Annotated in this window: 13 protein-coding genes; 7 read left to right on the forward strand and 6 right to left on the reverse strand. The window is 41.7% G+C overall.

The genetic code is table 11. The features are described 5' to 3' along the window. The first annotated feature begins 15 nt into the window (after positions 1–15). From AC570H_RS13640 to AC570H_RS13665, 6 genes are all read left to right on the forward strand, one after another. Entirely contained in the window at positions 16–828 is an 813-nt protein-coding gene (locus AC570H_RS13640; protein ID WP_497355693.1) for an alpha/beta hydrolase, read from the forward strand. A 3-nt stretch (positions 829–831) separates the two neighbouring features. Continuing rightward, positions 832–2,340 carry a TlpA family protein disulfide reductase gene (locus AC570H_RS13645; RefSeq protein WP_497355695.1) on the forward strand — a complete coding sequence of 503 codons (1,509 nt, stop codon included), beginning with the start codon at positions 832–834 and terminating at the stop codon, positions 2,338–2,340. A 96-nt stretch (positions 2,341–2,436) separates the two neighbouring features. Beyond that, on the forward strand, positions 2,437–3,114 hold the full coding sequence (locus tag AC570H_RS13650) for a LytR/AlgR family response regulator transcription factor (protein ID WP_497355697.1): 678 nt from the start codon (positions 2,437–2,439) through the stop codon (positions 3,112–3,114). 139 nt (positions 3,115–3,253) lie between these two features. After that, complete coding sequence (locus tag AC570H_RS13655; RefSeq protein WP_497355699.1) at positions 3,254–6,697, forward strand: hybrid sensor histidine kinase/response regulator; 3,444 nt, start codon at positions 3,254–3,256, stop codon at positions 6,695–6,697. 7 nt (positions 6,698–6,704) lie between these two features. After that, positions 6,705–7,544 (forward strand): CheR family methyltransferase, encoded by an 840-nt coding sequence (locus AC570H_RS13660; RefSeq protein WP_497355701.1) that lies wholly within the window; start codon positions 6,705–6,707, stop codon positions 7,542–7,544. Between the two features lie 4 nt (positions 7,545–7,548). Continuing rightward, complete coding sequence (locus AC570H_RS13665) at positions 7,549–9,135, forward strand: hybrid sensor histidine kinase/response regulator (RefSeq protein WP_497355703.1); 1,587 nt, start codon at positions 7,549–7,551, stop codon at positions 9,133–9,135. Between the two features lie 14 nt (positions 9,136–9,149). Here AC570H_RS13665 and pth read toward each other — a convergent pair whose 3' ends face one another. The 3 genes from pth to AC570H_RS13680 all read right to left on the reverse strand — a co-directional run bounded on the left by pth (position 9,150) and on the right by AC570H_RS13680 (position 11,541). Then, positions 9,150–9,710, reverse strand: coding sequence for an aminoacyl-tRNA hydrolase (gene pth / locus AC570H_RS13670; RefSeq protein ID WP_497355705.1), 561 nt, complete (start codon positions 9,708–9,710; stop codon positions 9,150–9,152). A 205-nt stretch (positions 9,711–9,915) separates the two neighbouring features. Further along, positions 9,916–10,494, reverse strand: a complete 579-nt coding sequence (locus tag AC570H_RS13675) for a 50S ribosomal protein L25/general stress protein Ctc (RefSeq protein ID WP_497355707.1) — start codon at positions 10,492–10,494, stop codon at positions 9,916–9,918. Positions 10,495–10,599: 105 nt separating this feature from the next. Further along, on the reverse strand, positions 10,600–11,541 hold the full coding sequence (locus AC570H_RS13680; protein ID WP_497355709.1) for a ribose-phosphate pyrophosphokinase: 942 nt from the start codon (positions 11,539–11,541) through the stop codon (positions 10,600–10,602). Between the two features lie 373 nt (positions 11,542–11,914). On the opposite strand from AC570H_RS13680, the gene AC570H_RS13685 reads away from it, so the two are divergent. Beyond that, complete coding sequence (locus AC570H_RS13685; protein ID WP_497355711.1) at positions 11,915–15,022, forward strand: glycosyltransferase family 117 protein; 3,108 nt, start codon at positions 11,915–11,917, stop codon at positions 15,020–15,022. Between the two features lie 485 nt (positions 15,023–15,507). Here the strand turns inward: AC570H_RS13685 and AC570H_RS13690 are convergent, their stop codons facing one another. The 3 genes from AC570H_RS13690 to AC570H_RS13700 all read right to left on the reverse strand — a co-directional run bounded on the left by AC570H_RS13690 (position 15,508) and on the right by AC570H_RS13700 (position 19,676). Next, complete coding sequence (locus AC570H_RS13690; protein WP_497355713.1) at positions 15,508–16,473, reverse strand: acetyl-CoA carboxylase carboxyltransferase subunit alpha; 966 nt, start codon at positions 16,471–16,473, stop codon at positions 15,508–15,510. 192 nt (positions 16,474–16,665) lie between these two features. After that, a complete protein-coding gene (locus AC570H_RS13695) occupies positions 16,666–18,246 on the reverse strand; it encodes a S10 family peptidase (protein WP_497355715.1) in 1,581 nt (526 codons plus the stop codon). Positions 18,247–18,416: 170 nt separating this feature from the next. Further along, positions 18,417–19,676, reverse strand: a complete 1,260-nt coding sequence (locus AC570H_RS13700; RefSeq protein ID WP_497355717.1) for an alkaline phosphatase family protein — start codon at positions 19,674–19,676, stop codon at positions 18,417–18,419. Between the last annotated feature and the right edge of the window lies 1 nt (position 19,677).

Here is a 19,677-nt window from a genome sequence, read left to right on the forward strand (position 1 = left end):
AAATTTGTTATTCTATTGCTTGCTCTTTCCACCAATGCATTAGCCCAAACGAGGCCTGCTACAGACAGCTTGGTGTTTACCGAATTTCAATCGCAGTTATTGGCCGAAAAAAGGCGCCTGATTATACATCTGCCATTAAATTATACTAAAGAGCCTACCAAAAAGTATCCAGTAATGTATGTATTGGATGGTGGCTCGCAAGATGTGCATACTGCTGATAAAATAACCGTTTTGGCTGCTGCAACGTTGCTGCCTGAGTGTATTGTGGTAGGCATTTTGAATACCAAAACCAGCAGAAACCGCGACCAGACTCCTCCGTTTATGCAAACAGAAACCGAAGATGCCAAAAGTCCAAATGGTGAAGGAGATAAATTCTTGGCTTTTATCGAAAAAGAAATCATCCCAAAAATAGACAGCAACTACCGAACAAATGGCTACCAAACGCTTAGTGGACATTCAAGGGGTGGATTATTTGTGTTGTACTCGCTCATCGCAAAACCTGAACTGTTTAATGCCCGTTTCTGCTACAGTACTCCGGCGTGGCGCTTTAACGACTTGCTGATTAAACAGGTAGATGGCTTTTTGAAAGCAAAAAAACTTCGCAACAAAACATTTCTTTTTTGGAGTGCCGGAGCTGATGAAACCGAAAATATAAAAGGCGGATTTGCCAGGTTAGAGGTTGTGCTCCAAAAAAACCGAAATTCCTTCCTCACTTGGCACAGCTACCTAACGCCTCTTGCCAACCATCAACAAACCCCTTTAACGGCAACTGCCAAAGGCCTGGCCTTATGGGGAAATTATTTGTCAGCTAACTATTTAAAACCATAACTTATGAAAATCCAAAAATCTAGTTTACTGCTATTGGCACTCCTTATTTCAGCTAATTGCTTTGCACAATTTAAGCTCAGCGGAAAGATAAACGGCTATAAAGGCACAGAAAAATTAGCCATCAACATTCCATTGCTTTACGGCTATCACGAAGAAAACTCTATTTCGCCACAAATTGCCAAAGATGGCACTTTTAACACGACGCTACCCGTTAAAGAAACAAAATTGGCCACCCTCGTTTTCGATGGCAAAAGATACAACCTGCTCCTGCATCCGTCAAAGACCTTAAGCCTGAACATCAATGCATCAGACAAGAGCCTTGTTTTCTTTGAGGGCACGGCATTGCCAGAAAACAACTTATTGTTTAACATTGGATTTAAAGAGTCGCCCTTCTTCTTAAACGACGATGGAAGTGCATTTAACAAACTCTTTTTAAACGGTCTATTAGAAAATGTGGCCAAGCCATTTAAGCTAGAGCAAGAAGAAAAGATTAAAAAAGTGAATGCTTCAAAATTAAACGGCAAAGACAAGCAAATTATCATCAACGAAATCAACTACAGAGGCTATTACCTGTTAGACATGTATGCCCGAACTGCGGGCTTGGGCAAACCGACCATGGACAGTCTGATTCTCAAAATATTCGATAACGCTCCGCTAGAACCGAAGACATTGCCTGCAGGATCGTATTATTATGATTTTGCGAACAGTTATTTGAGATACATCGAAACCAAGGTCTTTATCAAAGTTAAACAGAATAAAATCCCTAGCTCGGCGCCACTACCTTATTATGGAATGAGCATGGATAGTGCAACTGCAACCATTAAAAAATATGGGAAGCCTTATTGGCTGTGGATTGGCGCTACAAAATTTCTTCCACCTGCGGTAGTCGAGCCTTTTATCTATCAGCAAATAGCCGACCTCTACAGCGAGAAACACCTTGCCAATTTATCTAGTTTGGCAAATGCCTTTAACAGCCAATTCCCCAATGGTATTTATTACAAAGAGGTGAATGCCAAAGTTTCAAGCCTGCAAAAAATGCTTTCAGCAAATGTTGCCAATAAAAAGATTGAAATAGTGGAGGGCTTCGAAAAAATAAACTCCATCGCCGCTATCATCAAACCTTTAAAAGGGAAGGTAGTTTATCTGGATATCTGGGGCACCTGGTGTGGTCCCTGCAAAGAAGAGCTTAGAAATGTACCCGACTTAAAAAAACAATTTAAAGGCAAGGATGTGGCATTTGTATACCTTGACATGGACGAAGACGACAAGGATACCGTTTGGCGCGAATTCATTAAGGTTAATGAAATGGAAGGCCTACATTTTCGTAAAAACAGAGAGACAATCGATCCTTTTTGGAAAGAGCTCTTGGCCAATGCCCAAGATAAATCTCAAACTTATCCCAAGTATTTCATCTTTAATAAAGAAGGCGAACTTTCTATACCCAATGCTTTGAGACCTAGCGACGGCAATAGGCTCTACCAACAAATAGAAAGCGTTTTAAACCAGAAATAAAATAAAAGTCCTGCGAGTTTTAAAACTTCGCAGGACTTTCTTTAGTTTTTTTGAAAGAATATTTTGCAACTTTATCCAAGACAAGAAAAACACTAAATGATTGCCATTGCTATAGATGATGAACCCATTGCACTGGATATTGTGGCCAGCCATGCATCCAAAGTACCCTATTTAGACTTAAGGGCAAGCTTTAACAATGCTTTTGAGGCCATCTCCTACCTGCAGCAAAACAAGGTCGACCTCATCTTTCTCGATATCAAAATGCCCGACATTAGTGGCATCGATTTTTTAAAGGCATTGAGCAAACCGCCGATGGTGATCTTTACCACAGCCTATAGCGAACATGCGGTACAGAGTTTTGAACTCGACGCAGTTGATTACCTGCTAAAACCATTTTCGCTCTCCAGGTTTTTGAAGGCCTGCAACAAAGCCAAAGAGCTGTTCGACCTACGTACCCAAACACCTCAGCCACAAAGCGATTTTATTTTCGTAAAAGACGGCTACGAACAGGTAAAGGTATTGCTCAAAGACATTAGGTACATAGAAGCTTCGGGCAACTACACTCAATTTCACCTTTTAGATAATAGGCTCATCAGCTCTCGGATTACCATTAACGAGCTGGCCGAAATATTGCCGACTTCTCAGTTTTTGCGCACGCACCGTGCATTTATCATCGCTAAAGACAAAATCAGCAAATACGACCGCTCCCAGGTTTGGATCGGCGAAAACATTATCCCCATCGGCACTACTTATTACGACTGCCTAAAGCCTTAAAACTGGCCTTATCATACGTCTACTCTTTCTCTTAGGGCATATGCTTGCGATTGTGCATGTTTTAATCCTATCTTAGATTCATAATTTATTATCGATGATTAAGCTGTCTTTCAAACAACAGGTCCTTACGGGGTTTGTTGTGTCCTTAATATTTGTATTTATTTCTGCTTTGACCTCCTATTTCAGCATCAAGGCATTTACAGAAAGTTCTGAGTGGGTAACCCATTCGCATGCAGTTATCAGCCTTGCCGAAAAAACCGAAATCGAATTGCTAAATGCCGAAACTGGACTGAGGGGCTATCTGATTACAGAAAACGATCATTACAAAAATCCTTACAATAACAGCATCAACAAGATTTTACCTAATCTTGATCAGTTAAAAAAACAGGTTACAGACAATCCGCAACAGCGCAAGCTGGTAGATAGCTTGGAGTTTTATGCGTCAATAAAAGTTGACGACATGAAAGTAACGATCCAAACAGTAAACAATAAGGGCTTTGAAGCCGCTAAAGAGCATGCGCTGGAGAGCAGGGGCCAAATTGCAAAGCAGAATTTTTTAAGGGTCAATGATATTTTTGTTAATAACGAATTGGCCTTGCTTAACGAACGCAAGATCAACAATGAAAAGAAAAGCCAAACTACCAATATTGTAGTGATTTTAAGTGCTGCAGTTATTTTTGGCCTTATTTTATTCTTGTTGCGCTACATCAGGCGTACTTTTGACCAGCAAAAGGAAACCGAAAAAGAAATCCTGGATACCAATCGAGAGCTGGCCGAAATATCTGCCCAAAACAAACATAACAACTGGCTATTAAGCGGCGCGGCCGAAATTAATGAGGCCATGCGTGGCGAACAAGAGGTTGATGATTTGGCCAACAATATCATCTCTTCCCTTTGCAACTATATCGATGCAAATATTGGGGTCCTATTTTTGGTTGACGATAAAAAGCAGTCGCTTTATTTAAGTGGTTCTTATGCTTATGAAACCCGTGGCAAAAACAGTATCCGCTTTGGCGAAGGCTTGGTTGGCCAGGTAGCAGTTGAAAAAAGAACGAAATACATTAAAGAAGTTCCGAATGGCTATGTAAAGATCAATTCGGCACTGGGCGAAACTGCACCCAACTATCTCTTTCTGGTTCCGATAGTTTTCGAAGACAAAGCTATTGCCGTAGCAGAAATGGGCTTTTTAGTAGAGCCACAAGCGAATAAATTGGAGCTGATCAATAATATTGCCGAGAACATTGGCATTGCGCTAAACAGTGCTCTGGCACATTTGCAACTGAAACAGCTTTTTGAACAAACACAGCAACAGGCCGAAGAACTGGCCAGTCAGCAGGAAGAACTGCGCACCACTAATGAAGAACTGGTGTATAAAACAGAAGCTTTACAGGCATCGGAAGAAGAGTTAAGGGTGCAACAGGAAGAACTGCAGCATGCCAATGCCGAACTAGAAGAAAAAGCCCAGCAATTAGAGGAACGCAATGCCTCCATCAACCAGGCCAAAGAAGCCATTAGCCTAAAAGCGGAAGAACTGGAACTGAGCAGCAAATACAAGTCTGAATTTTTGGCCAACATGAGCCACGAGTTAAGAACGCCTTTAAACAGCATCTTGATTTTGGCTAGGATTTTAAAGGAAAACAGGCCAAACAACCTACAGGAAGAACAGATCAAGTATGCCGGTGTAATCCATAATGCAGGTACCGACCTACTCACACTGATCAACGATATCCTTGATCTTTCTAAAATCGAATCGGGCAACATCGACATCAACCTACAAAACGCCGATATCACCGAGGTAAAGCACAACACAGAAGCTTTATTTGCAGAAGTGGCCAACAACAAGAAAATCAATTTTACGATAGATTTGGCCACAGACCTTCCAAAAGAGTTCATTACCGACCAAGGCAGGCTCGAACAGATCATCAAAAACCTTTTGTCCAATGCCTTTAAGTTTACACCGGAACATGGAAAAATAAAACTGGAAGTTGGATTGGCCAAGGCAACGCAATTTGGGCCTCACAGCAGGTTAATCAATCAAACCAATCCGCCTTTATACTTTTCCGTTAACGATAGTGGCATTGGGATCTCAAAAGATAAGCAACGTGTTATTTTCGAGGCTTTTCAGCAAGAAGACGGTTCAACCAGCAGAAAATATGGCGGCACGGGACTTGGTTTGTCCATTAGTCGCGAGTTGGCGAATTTGTTAGGTGGCGAAATCCACATTGAGAGCGAGCCAGACATTGGAAGTACCTTTACTTTGTTCCTGCCACAAAATCTTACGGCAAACAAAGAGGCTAAAAGCGAATTTATACAGCAAGCAGCCACCATTAGTGCACCTAGAGAGGTACCAAAGACTCTTCTTACAGAAATTTACGTAAGCAATCCCGAAGGCAAACACAGCCTGCTGATTGTAGAAGACGACGAGAATTTTGCCGAGATATTAAAAGCCTACGCCATAGAAAAAGGCTTTACACCAATGGTAGCGCATAGTGGAGACAAGGGTTTGGAAATGGCCACCGAATTATTGCCAGATGCCATTGTGTTGGATGTAATGCTTCCGGTAATGGATGGCTGGACCATTCTTAAAAAGCTAAAAGAAAACCCTGCTACGCAACATATTCCGGTGCACATGATGTCGGCTGGCGATGAAAAGGTAGCCAAAGCCGAAAAAGAAGGGGCCATTGGCTTTTTAAAGAAACCTGTAGAAAAGGAAAAACTAGACCATGCCTTCGAATTGCTGAGCCAGCAACATTCATTTACTTTTAGCAATGTGCTTTTGGTAGAAGATCAGGTGATGCAAAGCAATACGCTCAAAGAACAGCTGATTCAAAAAGGGGTGAAGGTTTCGCAGGCCTACACGGGCAAAGAAGCCATGGCCATATTGGAAGAGCAGACTTTTGATTGTATCATCCTCGATTTAAAACTACCTGATATTTCGGGTTTCGACCTCTTAGACCAGATCAAATCCAACCCTGAGTGGACACATATTCCAGTGATCATTAATACGGCGATGGAGCTCGACAAGGACAAGATGGCTCAGATTATGAAATATACCGAAGCCATGGTTCTCAAAAGCAACAAGTCTAATGACAGGTTGCTCGATGAAGTAAGCTTGTTTATGAATAGGTTGCAAAAGCAGGGCAACAGGCCATTGCCAAGTGCCATTCCTGCTCCTACTGGCAAAAAAAGAGCGACAACATTAGAAAAAGCGCTCAAGAATAAAACCATCCTGATCACCGATGATGACATGCGCAATATTTTTGCCCTTTCAAGTGCGCTGCAATTTTACGACATTAACATAGTGATTGCCAATACGGGTGTGGAGGCATTGAAAAAGCTGGAAGAAAATCCGCAGGTTGATTTGGTATTGATGGACATTATGATGCCAGAAATGGATGGCTACGAAGCGATGCGCCGCATTAGGCAAGACAAACAGTTTGGCAAGTTGCCGATTATTGCGCTCACGGCCAAAGCCATGAAAAACGACCGGGAAAAATGCATAGAAGCAGGTGCCAACGATTATATTTCCAAACCTGTTGACGTTGACAAACTATTGTCGATGATGCGTGTTTGGCTTAGCTAATTAAACCATGAGAGGCTTACCTAACCCTACGGAAGAAACCATCACCGAAAAAGAGCTGCAATCGCTGATTCACCTCATCAAAAAAGTGCATGGTTTTGATTTTGAAAACTACAGTACGGCCTCTCTCAAAAGACGGGTAAGCAGGATTATGCAACTGGAAAGGCTGGATTATCCCGATCTGGTGAACATATTAACCAACGATCAGCATTATTTTGATCATTTTTTGGCGGAGATTACCGTGAACGTTACCGAAATGTTCAGAGATCCTTCTTTTTACAAATCGTTCATTGACAATGCCATCCCCTACCTCAGTTCTTACCAACATTTAAAAATATGGCACGCGGGTTGCTCAACGGGTGAGGAATTATATTCATTTGCCATTTTGTTCAAAGAGCACCATTTATATCAACGCAGCTTCTTTTATGGTACAGACATCAATCCAAATGCCCTTGAACAGGCAAAAGAAGGGATTTATGACCTGCACCAAATGAAACTCTATTCAGAAAATTACCGGGCAATGGGCAGCAGCCATTCGCTTGGCGCCTACTATACAGCCAAGTATGATGCCGCATCTATGATACGCGCACTGAAAAAAAATACACTTTTTTCTGTACACAACCTCGTATCAGACGGGCCTTTTAACGAATTTCAGGTTATTGTTTGCCGCAACGTACTCATTTATTTCAACGCAGAACTACAGACCAAGGTCATCGAACTCTTCTACAACAGCTTGGCTATATTCGGTTTCCTATGCCTCGGCAGTAAAGAAACCATCAGAAACACATCCCTCCTAAAGAATTTTAAAATCATTGACAAAAAAAACAATATCTATCAAAAAATAATATAGCGCTATGAATAAAATTAATCTTCTTATTGTAGATGATAAAGCTGAAAATATTGTTGCGCTAGAAGCCCTATTGCACCAAGAAGACATTAATATCATTACTACAACCCTTCCCAACGAAGCTTTGCGCATCTGCTGGGAAAAGGACATTGCCATTGCCTTAGTGGATGTGCAAATGCCCGGTATGGATGGTTTTGAACTGGTAGAAATATTAAAAGATAATCCCCGTACACAGGAGATCATGGTTATTTTTGTAACCGCCATCTCTATAGAAACCAAATACGCCATCAAAGGCCTGAACGTAGGTGCTATCGATTACCTTTACAAGCCACTAGATCCTTATATTACCTCCGCCAAGGTCGATTCTTTTATACAAGTAGTGCGCAGCCAAAGGGAGATCAAACAAAAAAACCTGCAGCTCGAGCATTTTCAGGCTGACCTGATCAAGGCAAAGGAAGAAGCTGAACAGGGAAAAAGAGCCAAAGAAAATTTTATGGCGCACATGAGCCATGAAATCCGTACGCCGATTAACGGCATTATCGGCCTCACCCATTTGCTCAAAAAAAGCAAACTCGACGAACAGCAGCAAGAGATGCTGCAATTGCTCGAAGTATCTTCTGAATCGCTTTTGGGAGTGATTAATGATATTTTGGATATTTCTAAAATCGAGGCTGGAAAATTCAGGATGAATTTTGCCGAAACCGATATCCGCTTGCTGACTACACAGGCTACAAACCTGCTCAACATCAGGGCCAAGGAAAAGAGCATAGCACTCATACTCGACCTGGATGAGAATTTACCGGATATCATCATTGCCGATTCGCTGAGGCTCAACCAGATTTTCATGAACCTGTTGAGCAATGCCATTAAGTTTACCAATCAGGGCGAAGTAAGGTTCAAGGCAGAGGTACTCAACAAAAAAAGCAACAATGCCCATATCCGTTTCTCTATTTCAGATACCGGAATAGGCATTTCGGCTAATTTCAGAGACAAAATATTCGAATCTTTCGAACAGGTAGAAGACCATCGCATTTCGAGATACGGCGGCACGGGTCTTGGCCTTTCCATTGTTAAAAAACTGGCAGAATTGAAAGGGGGAGTGCTCGAAGTAGAAAGCGAAGAAGGCAAAGGAAGCACCTTTAGCTTTACCAAATGGTACGAATTTATAGAAGGCAAGAAAAACATGAAAGAAGTTGAAGTAACTACTGCCCTACCAGATTTAGATGGGGTTCGTATACTGATTGCCGAAGATAACCCGATCAATAAATTTTTGGTGGTTAAGATCTTGGAAGACTGGAAAGTAACTACTCAAGTGGTAACCAATGGCCAAGAAGCCTTGGATGCGTTGAGGGAGAACGACTACGACCTTATTTTGATGGATACTTATATGCCGGTAATGGATGGTTTAGAAGCCACAAAAAAAATAAGATCGGGCTTTATACCTGGCAAGCAATACATTCCAATTATTGCTTTCTCTGCAGGCGTGTTGGATATGGACAGGGAAACCGCCATTGAGGCCGGTGCCAACGATATTGTTGGCAAACCGTTCAAGCCTAGCGTGCTTCACCAGAAAATAAGCCGATTTACAAGGTAATACGTGATTTTAGTTTATTTGTTATAAAGGGTCATCGTTTGCGCCGCACCGATGGTAGCGAAGCTTTTGATCATCGTTACCCCACGGTTGATCAGTGTTGGCAGCTCCTTTTGTTCGTCTTTATCAAACCGGCCCAATACATAATCGGCCTGCTGGCCTTTCCTAAAATTATCACTGATGCCAAAACGCAAACGGGCATAGTTCTGTCCGCCACAAAGCTCTTCAATGCTCTTCAGTCCGTTGTGGCCTGCACTGCTCCCCTGTAGTTTCATTCGAAGCTTCCCTAAAGGCAATGCCAAATCATCAACCAGTACCAATACGTTCTCTGGAACAACTTTCAGTTCTTTCATCCAGTAGTTCACTGCTTTCCCGCTCAGGTTCATATAGGTAGTAGGCTTAATCACGTGCAGTTTTTTGCCTTTGAAACTAACTTCTGCATAATAGGCCAGTTTAAGCAGTTCAAAACTCCCCTCTAATTCCTCTACCAGCTTATCGGCAATGTTAAAACCAATGTTATGGCGTGTATCGGCATATTCTGGCCCAATATTTCCTAGGCCCACAATTAGGTACTTCATGGTGTAAAGATAATAATCCTTGAGACAAGTCTAAAGTCCAAAGTCCGTAGTCCGAAGTCGGAAGTTTATAGTTGATGGTTAATAGTTGATAGTCCATGGGGCAAAGGGGCAAATGAATTCATCAGGTAATGAACTAATAAAAACAAAAAGCGGTACAAAATTGCTTTTGTACCGCTCTTTAATACCGCTTGGGATAATCTGTTGATTATTTTCCTTTAGCGTCGTTTTCTGCTTGTTTCAATGCTCTTGACATACCTACAGAAACGATAGTATCTTCTGGTGTGTTGGTTACGAAATAATCCGAAGATTGTAAATCGCGAACACGGAATAAGTTACCAACTTCCAATTTGGCAATGCTTACCTCTACTACTTGTGGCATGTTTTTAGGCAATGCTTTTACACGTAGCTTACGTAGTTTTTGAACCAATTTACCACCCATTTTAACGCCTGGTGAAGTTCCGGTTAATTTAACTGGGATTTCCATCATGATTTCTTTGTCGTCGAACAACTGAAGAAAATCTACGTGTAATAATAAGTCGGTTAGTGGGTGAAACTGCGTATCTTTTACGATAGCTTTTACTTTGTTGCCATTTACTGCGATTTCAACAAAACTAGCTTCTGGTGAATAGATAGCGTCGTTTAAGTCAGTTCTGGTAATTGAAAAGTGTACTTGTTCTTTACCACCATACAATACCGCAGGAACTTTACCTTCGTAGCGAAGTTCTTTGGCATCGCGTTTCCCTACGTTCTCTCTAAGAGAACCGCTAATTGCGATTGTTTTCATTTTTGATATATATTAATTTGTAAAATGCTTTCCTTTTTGTTTAGTGTTTCGCGTTCAGTGTTTCGCGTTCAAACGCATATCCCAATACGCTAATCGCATATCGCCCTATACTCTAAACAAATCGCTGATTGAACCATGTTCATTTACATTGGCAATAGCCTTTGAAAATAACTTGGCAGTGCTCAGCACTCTTATTTTATCACTTTGCTGTTTCAAAGGAATAGTATCAGTTACGATCAGTTCTTCTAAAACAGAGTTTTCGATGGTTTCGTATGCCTTACCCGAAAGTACCGGATGTGTACAAACTGCTCTCACACTTTTGGCACCGTTTTCCATAATCAAGGCAGCTGCTTTGGCCAATGTTCCGGCAGTATCGCAAATGTCGTCGATCAATACAATATCTTGTCCGGTTACATCACCAATAATCGACATCGATTCGATTTCATTGGCACGTTTACGGCGTTTATCGCAAATGACCACTTCCGCATTAAAAAACTTGGCGAAGGTACGGGCACGGTAGGAACCGCCCATATCTGGCGATGCAATGGTTAAATTTTCAAGGCCTAAGCTTTTGATATAAGGCACAAAAATCACCGAACCATCCAAGTGATCAACCGGAATATCAAAAAAACCTTGAATTTGGGCTGCATGTAAATCCATGGTCATAATGCGATGGATACCTGCGGCCTTTAATAAATTAGCAACCAACTTGGCGCCAATGGCTACACGTGGCTTATCTTTTCTATCTTGACGGGCCAAGCCATAATAGGGAACCACTGCAGTAATGTAATGCGCAGAAGCTCTTCTGGCGGCATCGACCATGAGCAAAAGCTCCATTAAATTGTCGGAAGGCTGATAGGTAGACTGAACCAGGAACACATCGCAACCTCTAATCGATTCGTCAAAAGAAGGTTGAAACTCGCCATCGCTGAACCGACTTAAAGTTACGTCTCCTAGTGGTTTGCCGTAAGCGTCGGCAATTTGTTTAGCTAAATCTTTAGTGCCCGTTCCGGCAAAAATTTTAACTGGGTTAAATTGCAATGGCATGATTTGCGGGTATCAATGCTGGTTAAAAAAAATCGGATTGCGAATTATTCACAATCCGAAAAAACTTGTTGTCCGACCTGGATTCGAACCAAGACAAACGGTACCAAAAACCGTTGTACTACCCTTATACTATCGGACAATTTGCCATCTCGTATCGTTTGTTCCGAAATGGAATGCAAATTTACGCACATTTTTTATATCTGCAAGTGCGAATTGAAAAAAAGTGAAAATATTTTTCCAACCTCCTCTAAAGCCCAATTCAACGTATAAATTTTGTTAAAAGACCTTAAATGTTTATGCTTATTCCAATCTATTTCTTTATTTTCGGCAGCCTTATGATGTGCTAAGGCATTTATTTTATCCCATTTATAAAATGAACTATTCGAAAATAAACAACATCGTTGGCTGGATCTGTTTCTTTATAGCAACGTTAACCTATATTTTAACCTTAGAACCTTCGGTTAGTTTTTGGGACTGTGGCGAGTTTATTGCCTCGGCCTTAAAAATGCAGGTTGTGCATCAGCCAGGTGCTCCCTTATTCTTAATGATAGAGCGCTTCTTTTCAATTTTTGCCATGGGCGATAATACCAAAGTAGCCTATTTTATGAATTTAGGTTCGGCAATTGCCAGTGGCGCCACCATCCTGTTCCTATTCTGGACCATCACAGCCCTGGCCAAAAAAGTATTGGTTAAAGGAGGCGAAACCATCAGCAATGCTACATTGATCAGCATTATGGGCGCAGGTCTTGTAGGTGCGCTCGCCTATACATTCTCAGACAGTTTTTGGTTTTCGGCAGTTGAAGCCGAGGTATATGCCCTTTCTTCTTTGGCTACTGCCATTGTTTTCTGGGCCATTTTAAAATGGGATGCCATTGCCGATGAGCCTCGTGCCGATCGTTGGCTGCTTTTCATTGCCTATATTATGGGCTTATCTATCGGTATCCACATCCTCAACTTGTTAACCATTCCGGCTATCGCTTTTGTTTATTATTTCAGAAAAAACAGCAAACCTACTCCCACTGGTATCCTTAAAACCTTTGGTGTTGGTGTACTGATTTTAGCTGCCGTTCAATATGGCATCATCCAATACTTGGTTTCTTTCGGCGCCTATTTCGACCTTTTCTTCGTGAATACTTTAGGCTTAGGCTTCGGAAGCGGCGTACTTTTCTTTATCATCTTATTGGTTGGCGGATTGGTTTTCGGAATCAGGTATTCGATCAAACGCCAAAAGAAAATCTTAAACCTTGCTTTGTTGTCGGCTACATTGATCATTTTCGGTTATGGCTCATTCGCCATGATTTTGATCAGGGCCCAAGCCAAGCCTAACCTCAACAATAGCGATCCTGATAACGCTTTCTCTTTCTTGAGCTACTTGAACCGTGAGCAATATGGAGACAGGCCTTTATTGGTTGGCCCCAACTATAACTCTATTCCAAAATACAAGGACGATGGTTCACAGCCAATCAGCGTAGAACAAGGAAACATCTATAGAAAAGGCGCTACCAAATACGAGATCGCGGGCACAAAAAGCAAACATGTTTATGGAGAAAACGAAATCTTCCCAGACAGTATCCGTCGCCTGCAACACGAAGTTTTGTTCCCGAGGATGTACAGCGACGAGCAGCGCCATATCAATTATTATAAAGACTTTATGGGCTTTGACGACCAGCGTTTCCCAAGTACGATAGACAATATTGGTTTCTTCTTGCGCTACCAGTCTTCTTTTATGTACTTCCGCTACTTCATGTGGAATTTCGCAGGCCGCCAAAATGAAGACCAAGGACAGGGCAGCTTGTACGAAGGTCGTTCATTAAGTGGCATTAAAGCTATCGATGCCATTAATTTGGGCGATCAAAGCAACTTGCCTCCATCAATTACAGAAAGTACTTCTTATAACCGTTTTTTCTTCTTGCCATTGATATTGGGCTTGTTAGGGATGATTTGGCACTTTAAACGCAAACCAGAGGATGGTGGCATCATTGCGTTATTGTTCTTCTGTACAGGTTTGGCTATTGTGCTTTACCTTAATCAAAAGCCAATGGAACCAAGGGAAAGGGATTACGCCTATGTGGGTTCCTTCTATGCCTTTGCCATTTGGATTGGCCTAGGTGTATTGGCCCTTAAAGAATGGGTATTTAAAAAATTAACTCCACAAACTGGTGCCATTGGTGCTACAGTGATTGCTTTGGGCTGTGCTCCTGTGCTCATGGGTGCTCAAGGCTGGCGAGGCCACGATCGTTCTACCAAAATGGTAGCCCACGATATTGCGGTAAGCTACCTTGAATCTTGTGCGCCTAATGCCATCTTGTTTACTTATGGTGACAATGATACTTACCCGCTGTGGTATGCACAAGAAGTAGAAAACATTCGTCCGGATATCCGCTTGGTAAACCTGAGCTTATTCGATACAGATTGGTACATTAATGGCATGCGTAAAAAAGTTCATCAATCTGAGCCTTTGCCTATCACCATGAAAGAATCGCAGTATGTTTCTGGAGAAAGAGACGTGATGTATTATAAAGACTACCAGATTAAAGATCCGGTAGAGCTAAAACAAATTGTTGATTTGTTATTGTCTGAAGACAAAGACGATAAAATGGCTTTATCAGATGGCTCTTATACCAACATCATTCCAACAAAAAATTTCAAATTAACGGTAAATCCACAAGACGTCATCAGCACAGGTACTGTACCAGCTGGCGAAGCATCCAAGATTACGCCTGAGCTAGTATGGAAGTTCAACAAAGGCTATGTAACCAAAGGCACATTGGCCATGTTCGATATTTTGGCCCATAACAATTGGAAAAGACCAGTATACTTCTGTAGCACAGTGCCTTCAGAGCAGTTTAATGGTTTAGACAATTACTTGTATAGCGAAGGCTTGGCCTTAAGGCTATTGCCATTGCAACCTGATACGGCTTTGGCAAGTACTGGGGAGCAAGCTATTAATTTGGATCCGATGTATAACCATGTGATGAATAAATTCAAATGGGGCAATATTAAAACTGCCAGCTACTTGGATTCTCAATCTACAGACGATATTTCGATTTTCAATAACATCTTCAACAGCTTAACTACTGGATTGATCAAAGCGGGCAGAATTGAAGACGCTAAAAAAGTAATGCGCAGGTACGATGAAGTAATGCCTACCAAAATTTACGGTCTCCGTTTAATGATGGGCATGCCTACCATGGCGCAGAATCTTTATATTTTAGGCGAAACCGAAAAAGCAAATAACCTGATCAAGAAATCGGCGGACTATATCCAAAAAGAAATCAGCTATTTGGCAGATGTTTCAAAAAGCAAAGACCAATTGGTTGGCGGACAAAATGTTCAGATGGGCTTAATGTATGGGCTAGAGCCAATGGCTAGGGTGGCCTCACAATACAAACAGACCAAGTTAGCCGATGATTTGAACAAGCAGTACAATGAACTGTATGGCAGGTTTAGCCAATTTTTTGGTCCGCCACAGGGAAGATAATTTTCAATAACAACATTAAGAAGCCAGGAAACACTATCCTGGCTTTTTTTATGCCGCTTTTGTTGGTGTTCTTCACCAACAAGCTTTTATAGGCATTTATCCAAATCGTTGGTGAGGAACACCAACGATGGCATATAAGTCATGATTTTTCTTTATCGGTTGGTGTTCTCACCAACCGAAACCATGAAATGACAGGTGATGGTCTATAATTATTTGGCAGGTGAAGACACCAGCCAATAAAAGAATAAACAACATCCAAAATCATTTTTTTTTATCGGTTGGTGTCCTCATCAACCGAAACCATTTTTTTATCGGTTGGCGTCCTCACCAACCGAAACAATAAAAGAACAAGCGATAATCCATAAACTATTTTGGCAGGTGAAGACACCAGCCAATAAAAGATCTGATGCTGAGCCGAGGTCTCTTTCGCAAAAAAGGCCATCTAAATTGCTTAGATGGCCTTTCATTTAATGTATATTTTTCTGTTAACCTTCGTTTACTACACCCATCGAGCAGAATTTGTCGATCCTGGCAGCAATCAGTTTATCAGGGCTTTGTTTCTTTAAAGCTTTGAGGTCTTTTAGGATCTGTTCTTTTAAGGTTTGTGCCATCAGTGATGGATCTTGATGCGCCCCACCCAATGGCTCCTTCACTATCCCATCAATCAAATGGTTTTTGTACATATCCTCTGAAGTCAGTTTAAGACATTCGGCAGCCTTCTCTTTGAAATCCCAGCTTCTCCATAAAATTGAAGAGCATGATTCGGGAGAGATTACAGAATACCAGGTATGCTCTAACATGTAAACGTTATCGCCGATACCAATTCCCAAAGCACCACCAGAAGCGCCTTCGCCAACTACAAAGCAAATAATAGGCACTCTAAGTACCGACATTTCCAATAAGTTACGCGCAATGGCTTCACCCTGTCCGCGTTCTTCAGCTTCTAAACCCGGGTAAGCACCCATGGTATCGATAAAAGAAATTACAGGCTTGTTAAATTTTTCGGCCAGGCGCATTAAACGCAATGCTTTTCTATAACCTTCAGGATTGGCCATACCAAAATTGCGGTATTGCCGCTCTTTGGTGTTCTTGCCTTTTTGATGGCCGATAATCATTACCGTTTGTCCATCAATGGTGGCGAAACCACCAATAATTGCCTTGTCGTCCTTTACCGTTCTATCGCCATGCAATTCGATGAAATCATCGCAAATCAGGCTGATGTAATCTAAAGTTTGCGGACGTTCGGCGTGACGCGACATCTGAACTTTTTGCCAGCCTGTTAAGTTTGTATAAAGATTTGCGCGGGTTTCGGCTAATTTCTCGTCAAGCTCGGCCAAAGTTGCAGACATGTCTACTTTGGTTTTTTCGGCAACTTGTTTCACCTTTTCTATCTGCTGTACTAAATCAGCTAAAGGCTTTTCGAAATCAAATGATGTTTTAATCTGTTCCATAAGCGGGCTGTAAAAGTAAGTAATTATCCCGAAACATAATACAACAAAATTTCACGTTGGTTTTCTTTTTATTCCAAAAGGTTTTGCACTTGGGCAAATAGCAAAAAAATGTGTCGTTTCTCCTTAATTAGTACTGATAAAAAAGGCCCACGTAAACGCAGGCCTCTCGATTTATTTAGGTTAGTTAATAGTTTAGAACTTAGCAGGAACTCCTGGTTTAGGCAAAGCTTTTTGGATAAAATCCCTGATGTGGTCGTTGCCCATTGACAAATCTGGCTTGCGCAGGTACATCATGTGGCCACTTTCATAGCCTTCCCAGGTCATTCTATCTTTTAATCTTCCGCTAGGATCCATTTGCCACATGTCATATTTGGCATTGAAATAATCGCAGGCACCATCATAATAGCCAGATTGTACCAACAAATGTAAATATGGATTTTGGGCCATGGCTGCACGCAGGTTCTCGCCGGTGCGGTCGCCGGTATTGTCCCATGGGTGAACCGGACCGAACATGTTGTATTTCAAATCGGTTTTATAGTTTAGTTCATTGCGAAGATACATGTTAATGGCTGGCGTAAACGAATGCAGCCATGAAGTAAGCTCTGCATTATAGTCTGGACCATCGCCGGCATCTGCCCTATCAATCCCTTTATACCTCGAATCCAATCGGCCAACAGTATAGCCTTTATCACGCAACAGTTCTTTCCAGAATAAATTGGTGGATACGTCGAGGTTATTTTGCAAGATTACTTTTTCTGAAATGCCTGAATACCTGGCCATTTTGGTCGCAATCTTTTTCTTCTCATCCATTGGCAGGAAACCGCCTTTGGTAATGGCTGGAATAAGTTCATCTACCGTAAATTTCTCTACTTCTGGCAACATGTCCTGCAATTTTTTCCCTTGCAAATCGGCTGGCAGCATTTTATGGTACCAAGCAGTAGCCGCAAAGTATGGCAAACGCAAGGCAGCATCCATTACGGTTCCTCTTTCGATACCCAGTTCTGTTGGCGATACCAAAATTACGCCATTCAAATACATCCATTGGTTGCTTTGCAGTTCTAAAGCCAAGCCAGAAACACGGGTAGTGCCATAGCTTTCGCCGATAAGGAACTTAGGCGATGCCCAACGGTTGTTACGGGTTACAAAAGTATTGATCCACTCAGCCAAATAGCGGATATCAGCTCTTACTCCAAAGAATTTGCTTCCGGGTACATCTTTGTTTGTTGCACGAGAATAGCCCGTGTTAACAGGATCGATGTAAACGATATCGGCAATATCCAAAATAGACGAACTGTTGTCTTTATAGCCATAAGGCTGAACTGGATAGCCTTCATCATCAATATTGAGTACTACAGGACCCGTATAGGCAATGTGCATCCAAACCGATGCCGAACCTGGGCCACCGTTAAATGAAATCACCAAAGGTCTGCTGTCTCTGTTTTGAACATCAGAACGTTCGTAATAAGTATAGAACAAACCAGCGATTGGCTTGCCTTCTTCATCCCAAACCGGCAAAGTGCCTGTAGTAGCTTTGTAAGGGACAGCTTTTCCTTTAATGGTTACGGTATGGTTGGTTACTACCGAACTTTCGGGATTAATTGTTCTCGATGAGGTCGCAGCTGCACGTGGCGCTTGCTCTTCTTTTGCCGCAGGGGTTGTGCCAGCTGGCGCAGTTGCCGGACGAGGACCGTTTTGGCCTGCCTGACGTTGCTGTGCCTGGACAAAACCAATAAAGGTTAAAGCAAGTAAGGTTGTAGTAAAAATTTTCTTCATATAGTTTTTGGTTGGTTGATAAAGTAAATATCAAGATTTGAAAGTTATATTTAGCAAAAACACGAAATTGTTACTACTTTAATCTCTATATCAACTGACTTTAGGTTTAATTATGCCGATAGTTGCGAAATGTTTTCGAGCTTACCGCCAAGACTTTAAATTTTAGCCCTTTATTCCTTCACAATTGAATTTAATACCTTTTTCTTACCATCAATTTGTTGCGTATAAGTTAGGCCCAAGATGCGTGCGATAAGCGGATAGACATGTACATTTTCGAAGGCTGGAATTTTCATTCCCGATTTGAAAGCCGGACCCCAGGCATAAAAAATGGCATGCATATCAGGTATGGCTGGATCAAATCCATGTTGGCCAAAATCTGGCTTCACGCCGTTAATGTTAAACACTTTAGGCAAATGCGGTACCAACAAAATATCTCCGGTGCGATTGTATTTATCTTCTTTTTTATTGTAATGCCAAGCCTTGGGCACCTTTTTGCTCAAGTATACCTCATAATCTTTGGCTTCGGCCTTCAAAGCCTTGTAAGTTGGTTTGATAAAAGACTCGTCTTTGGCATAGAGATGCAACAATGCATTACCTGGAGTTACCGTAAACTGGTCTAAGCTAATTGATTTGGGAAGCGAAATGGTGTTTTCATTATCGATGCTCGTCATGCCATGATCAGAGAGCAATATAAAATTAGCATCGATCCCCGTAGCTTTTACGGCATCTACTAACTGCCCTATGGCATCATCAACTTGTTCAACGGCTTTTTTGGCCTGTTCAGAATCGACAGTAAATTTATGTCCAGCCTGATCAACCTGCGGAAAATACAATGCAATAAAATGTGGCCTTTTCTCAGCCGGCAGCTGCAGCCAATCTTTAACAATGGCTACTCTCCTATTTATGGGAATGCTTTCATTGTAATTGAAAAAATAAGTCGGCCTGATGCCATCCATCGAAATTTCGGAACCCGGCCAATAGAAGATGGCGCTCAGCATTTTTTGCTGTTCCGCTAACACCCACAACGGCTTCCCGTTGTACCAAGAGCTGTCAACCGCCATTTTCTTGTCCGATTTTTTGTAGACTATTGCCCTTTGCTTGTCGTAAAAGATGTTATCTACTATGCCGTGGTGCGAAGGATAAAGTCCGGTGACAATACCATAGTGGTTAGGAAAGGTCAACGAGGGAAAAGATGGCTTCAAATAATCGGCTTGTACGCCTGCTTCTCTTAGGCGGATGAGGTTTTTAGCTTGATATTTATCAGCCAAATCCCACCTAAAAGCATCGATAGAAATCAGAATTATATAGGGCTTCTTTTGTTGTTCAACACTGTTTACCCTATTTGGAATTACATTTTGTAGAGTATCTTGCGCATGCAACACACCTATGCCGTAACATAAGACAAATACGGCAGCTAACTTCTTTAACATC

It is taken from the genome of Pedobacter sp. B4419 (genome assembly GCF_059693725.1).

Bases quoted from the DNA above. Each gene is read 5' to 3' on its own strand.
- AC570H_RS13645 (WP_497355695.1), top strand. From the start codon at position 832: ATGAAAATCCAAAAATCTAGTTTACTGCTATTGGCACTCCTTATTTCA.
- AC570H_RS13650 (WP_497355697.1), top strand. From the start codon at position 2,437: ATGATTGCCATTGCTATAGATGATGAACCCATTGCACTGGATATTGTG.
- AC570H_RS13660 (WP_497355701.1), top strand. From the start codon at position 6,705: ATGAGAGGCTTACCTAACCCTACGGAAGAAACCATCACCGAAAAAGAG.
- AC570H_RS13665 (WP_497355703.1), top strand. From the start codon at position 7,549: ATGAATAAAATTAATCTTCTTATTGTAGATGATAAAGCTGAAAATATT.
- pth (WP_497355705.1), bottom strand. From the start codon at position 9,710: ATGAAGTACCTAATTGTGGGCCTAGGAAATATTGGGCCAGAATATGCC.
- AC570H_RS13675 (WP_497355707.1), bottom strand. From the start codon at position 10,494: ATGAAAACAATCGCAATTAGCGGTTCTCTTAGAGAGAACGTAGGGAAA.
- AC570H_RS13680 (WP_497355709.1), bottom strand. From the start codon at position 11,541: ATGCCATTGCAATTTAACCCAGTTAAAATTTTTGCCGGAACGGGCACT.
- AC570H_RS13685 (WP_497355711.1), top strand. From the start codon at position 11,915: ATGAACTATTCGAAAATAAACAACATCGTTGGCTGGATCTGTTTCTTT.
- AC570H_RS13690 (WP_497355713.1), bottom strand. From the start codon at position 16,473: ATGGAACAGATTAAAACATCATTTGATTTCGAAAAGCCTTTAGCTGAT.
- AC570H_RS13695 (WP_497355715.1), bottom strand. From the start codon at position 18,246: ATGAAGAAAATTTTTACTACAACCTTACTTGCTTTAACCTTTATTGGT.
- AC570H_RS13700 (WP_497355717.1), bottom strand. From the start codon at position 19,676: ATGTTAAAGAAGTTAGCTGCCGTATTTGTCTTATGTTACGGCATAGGT.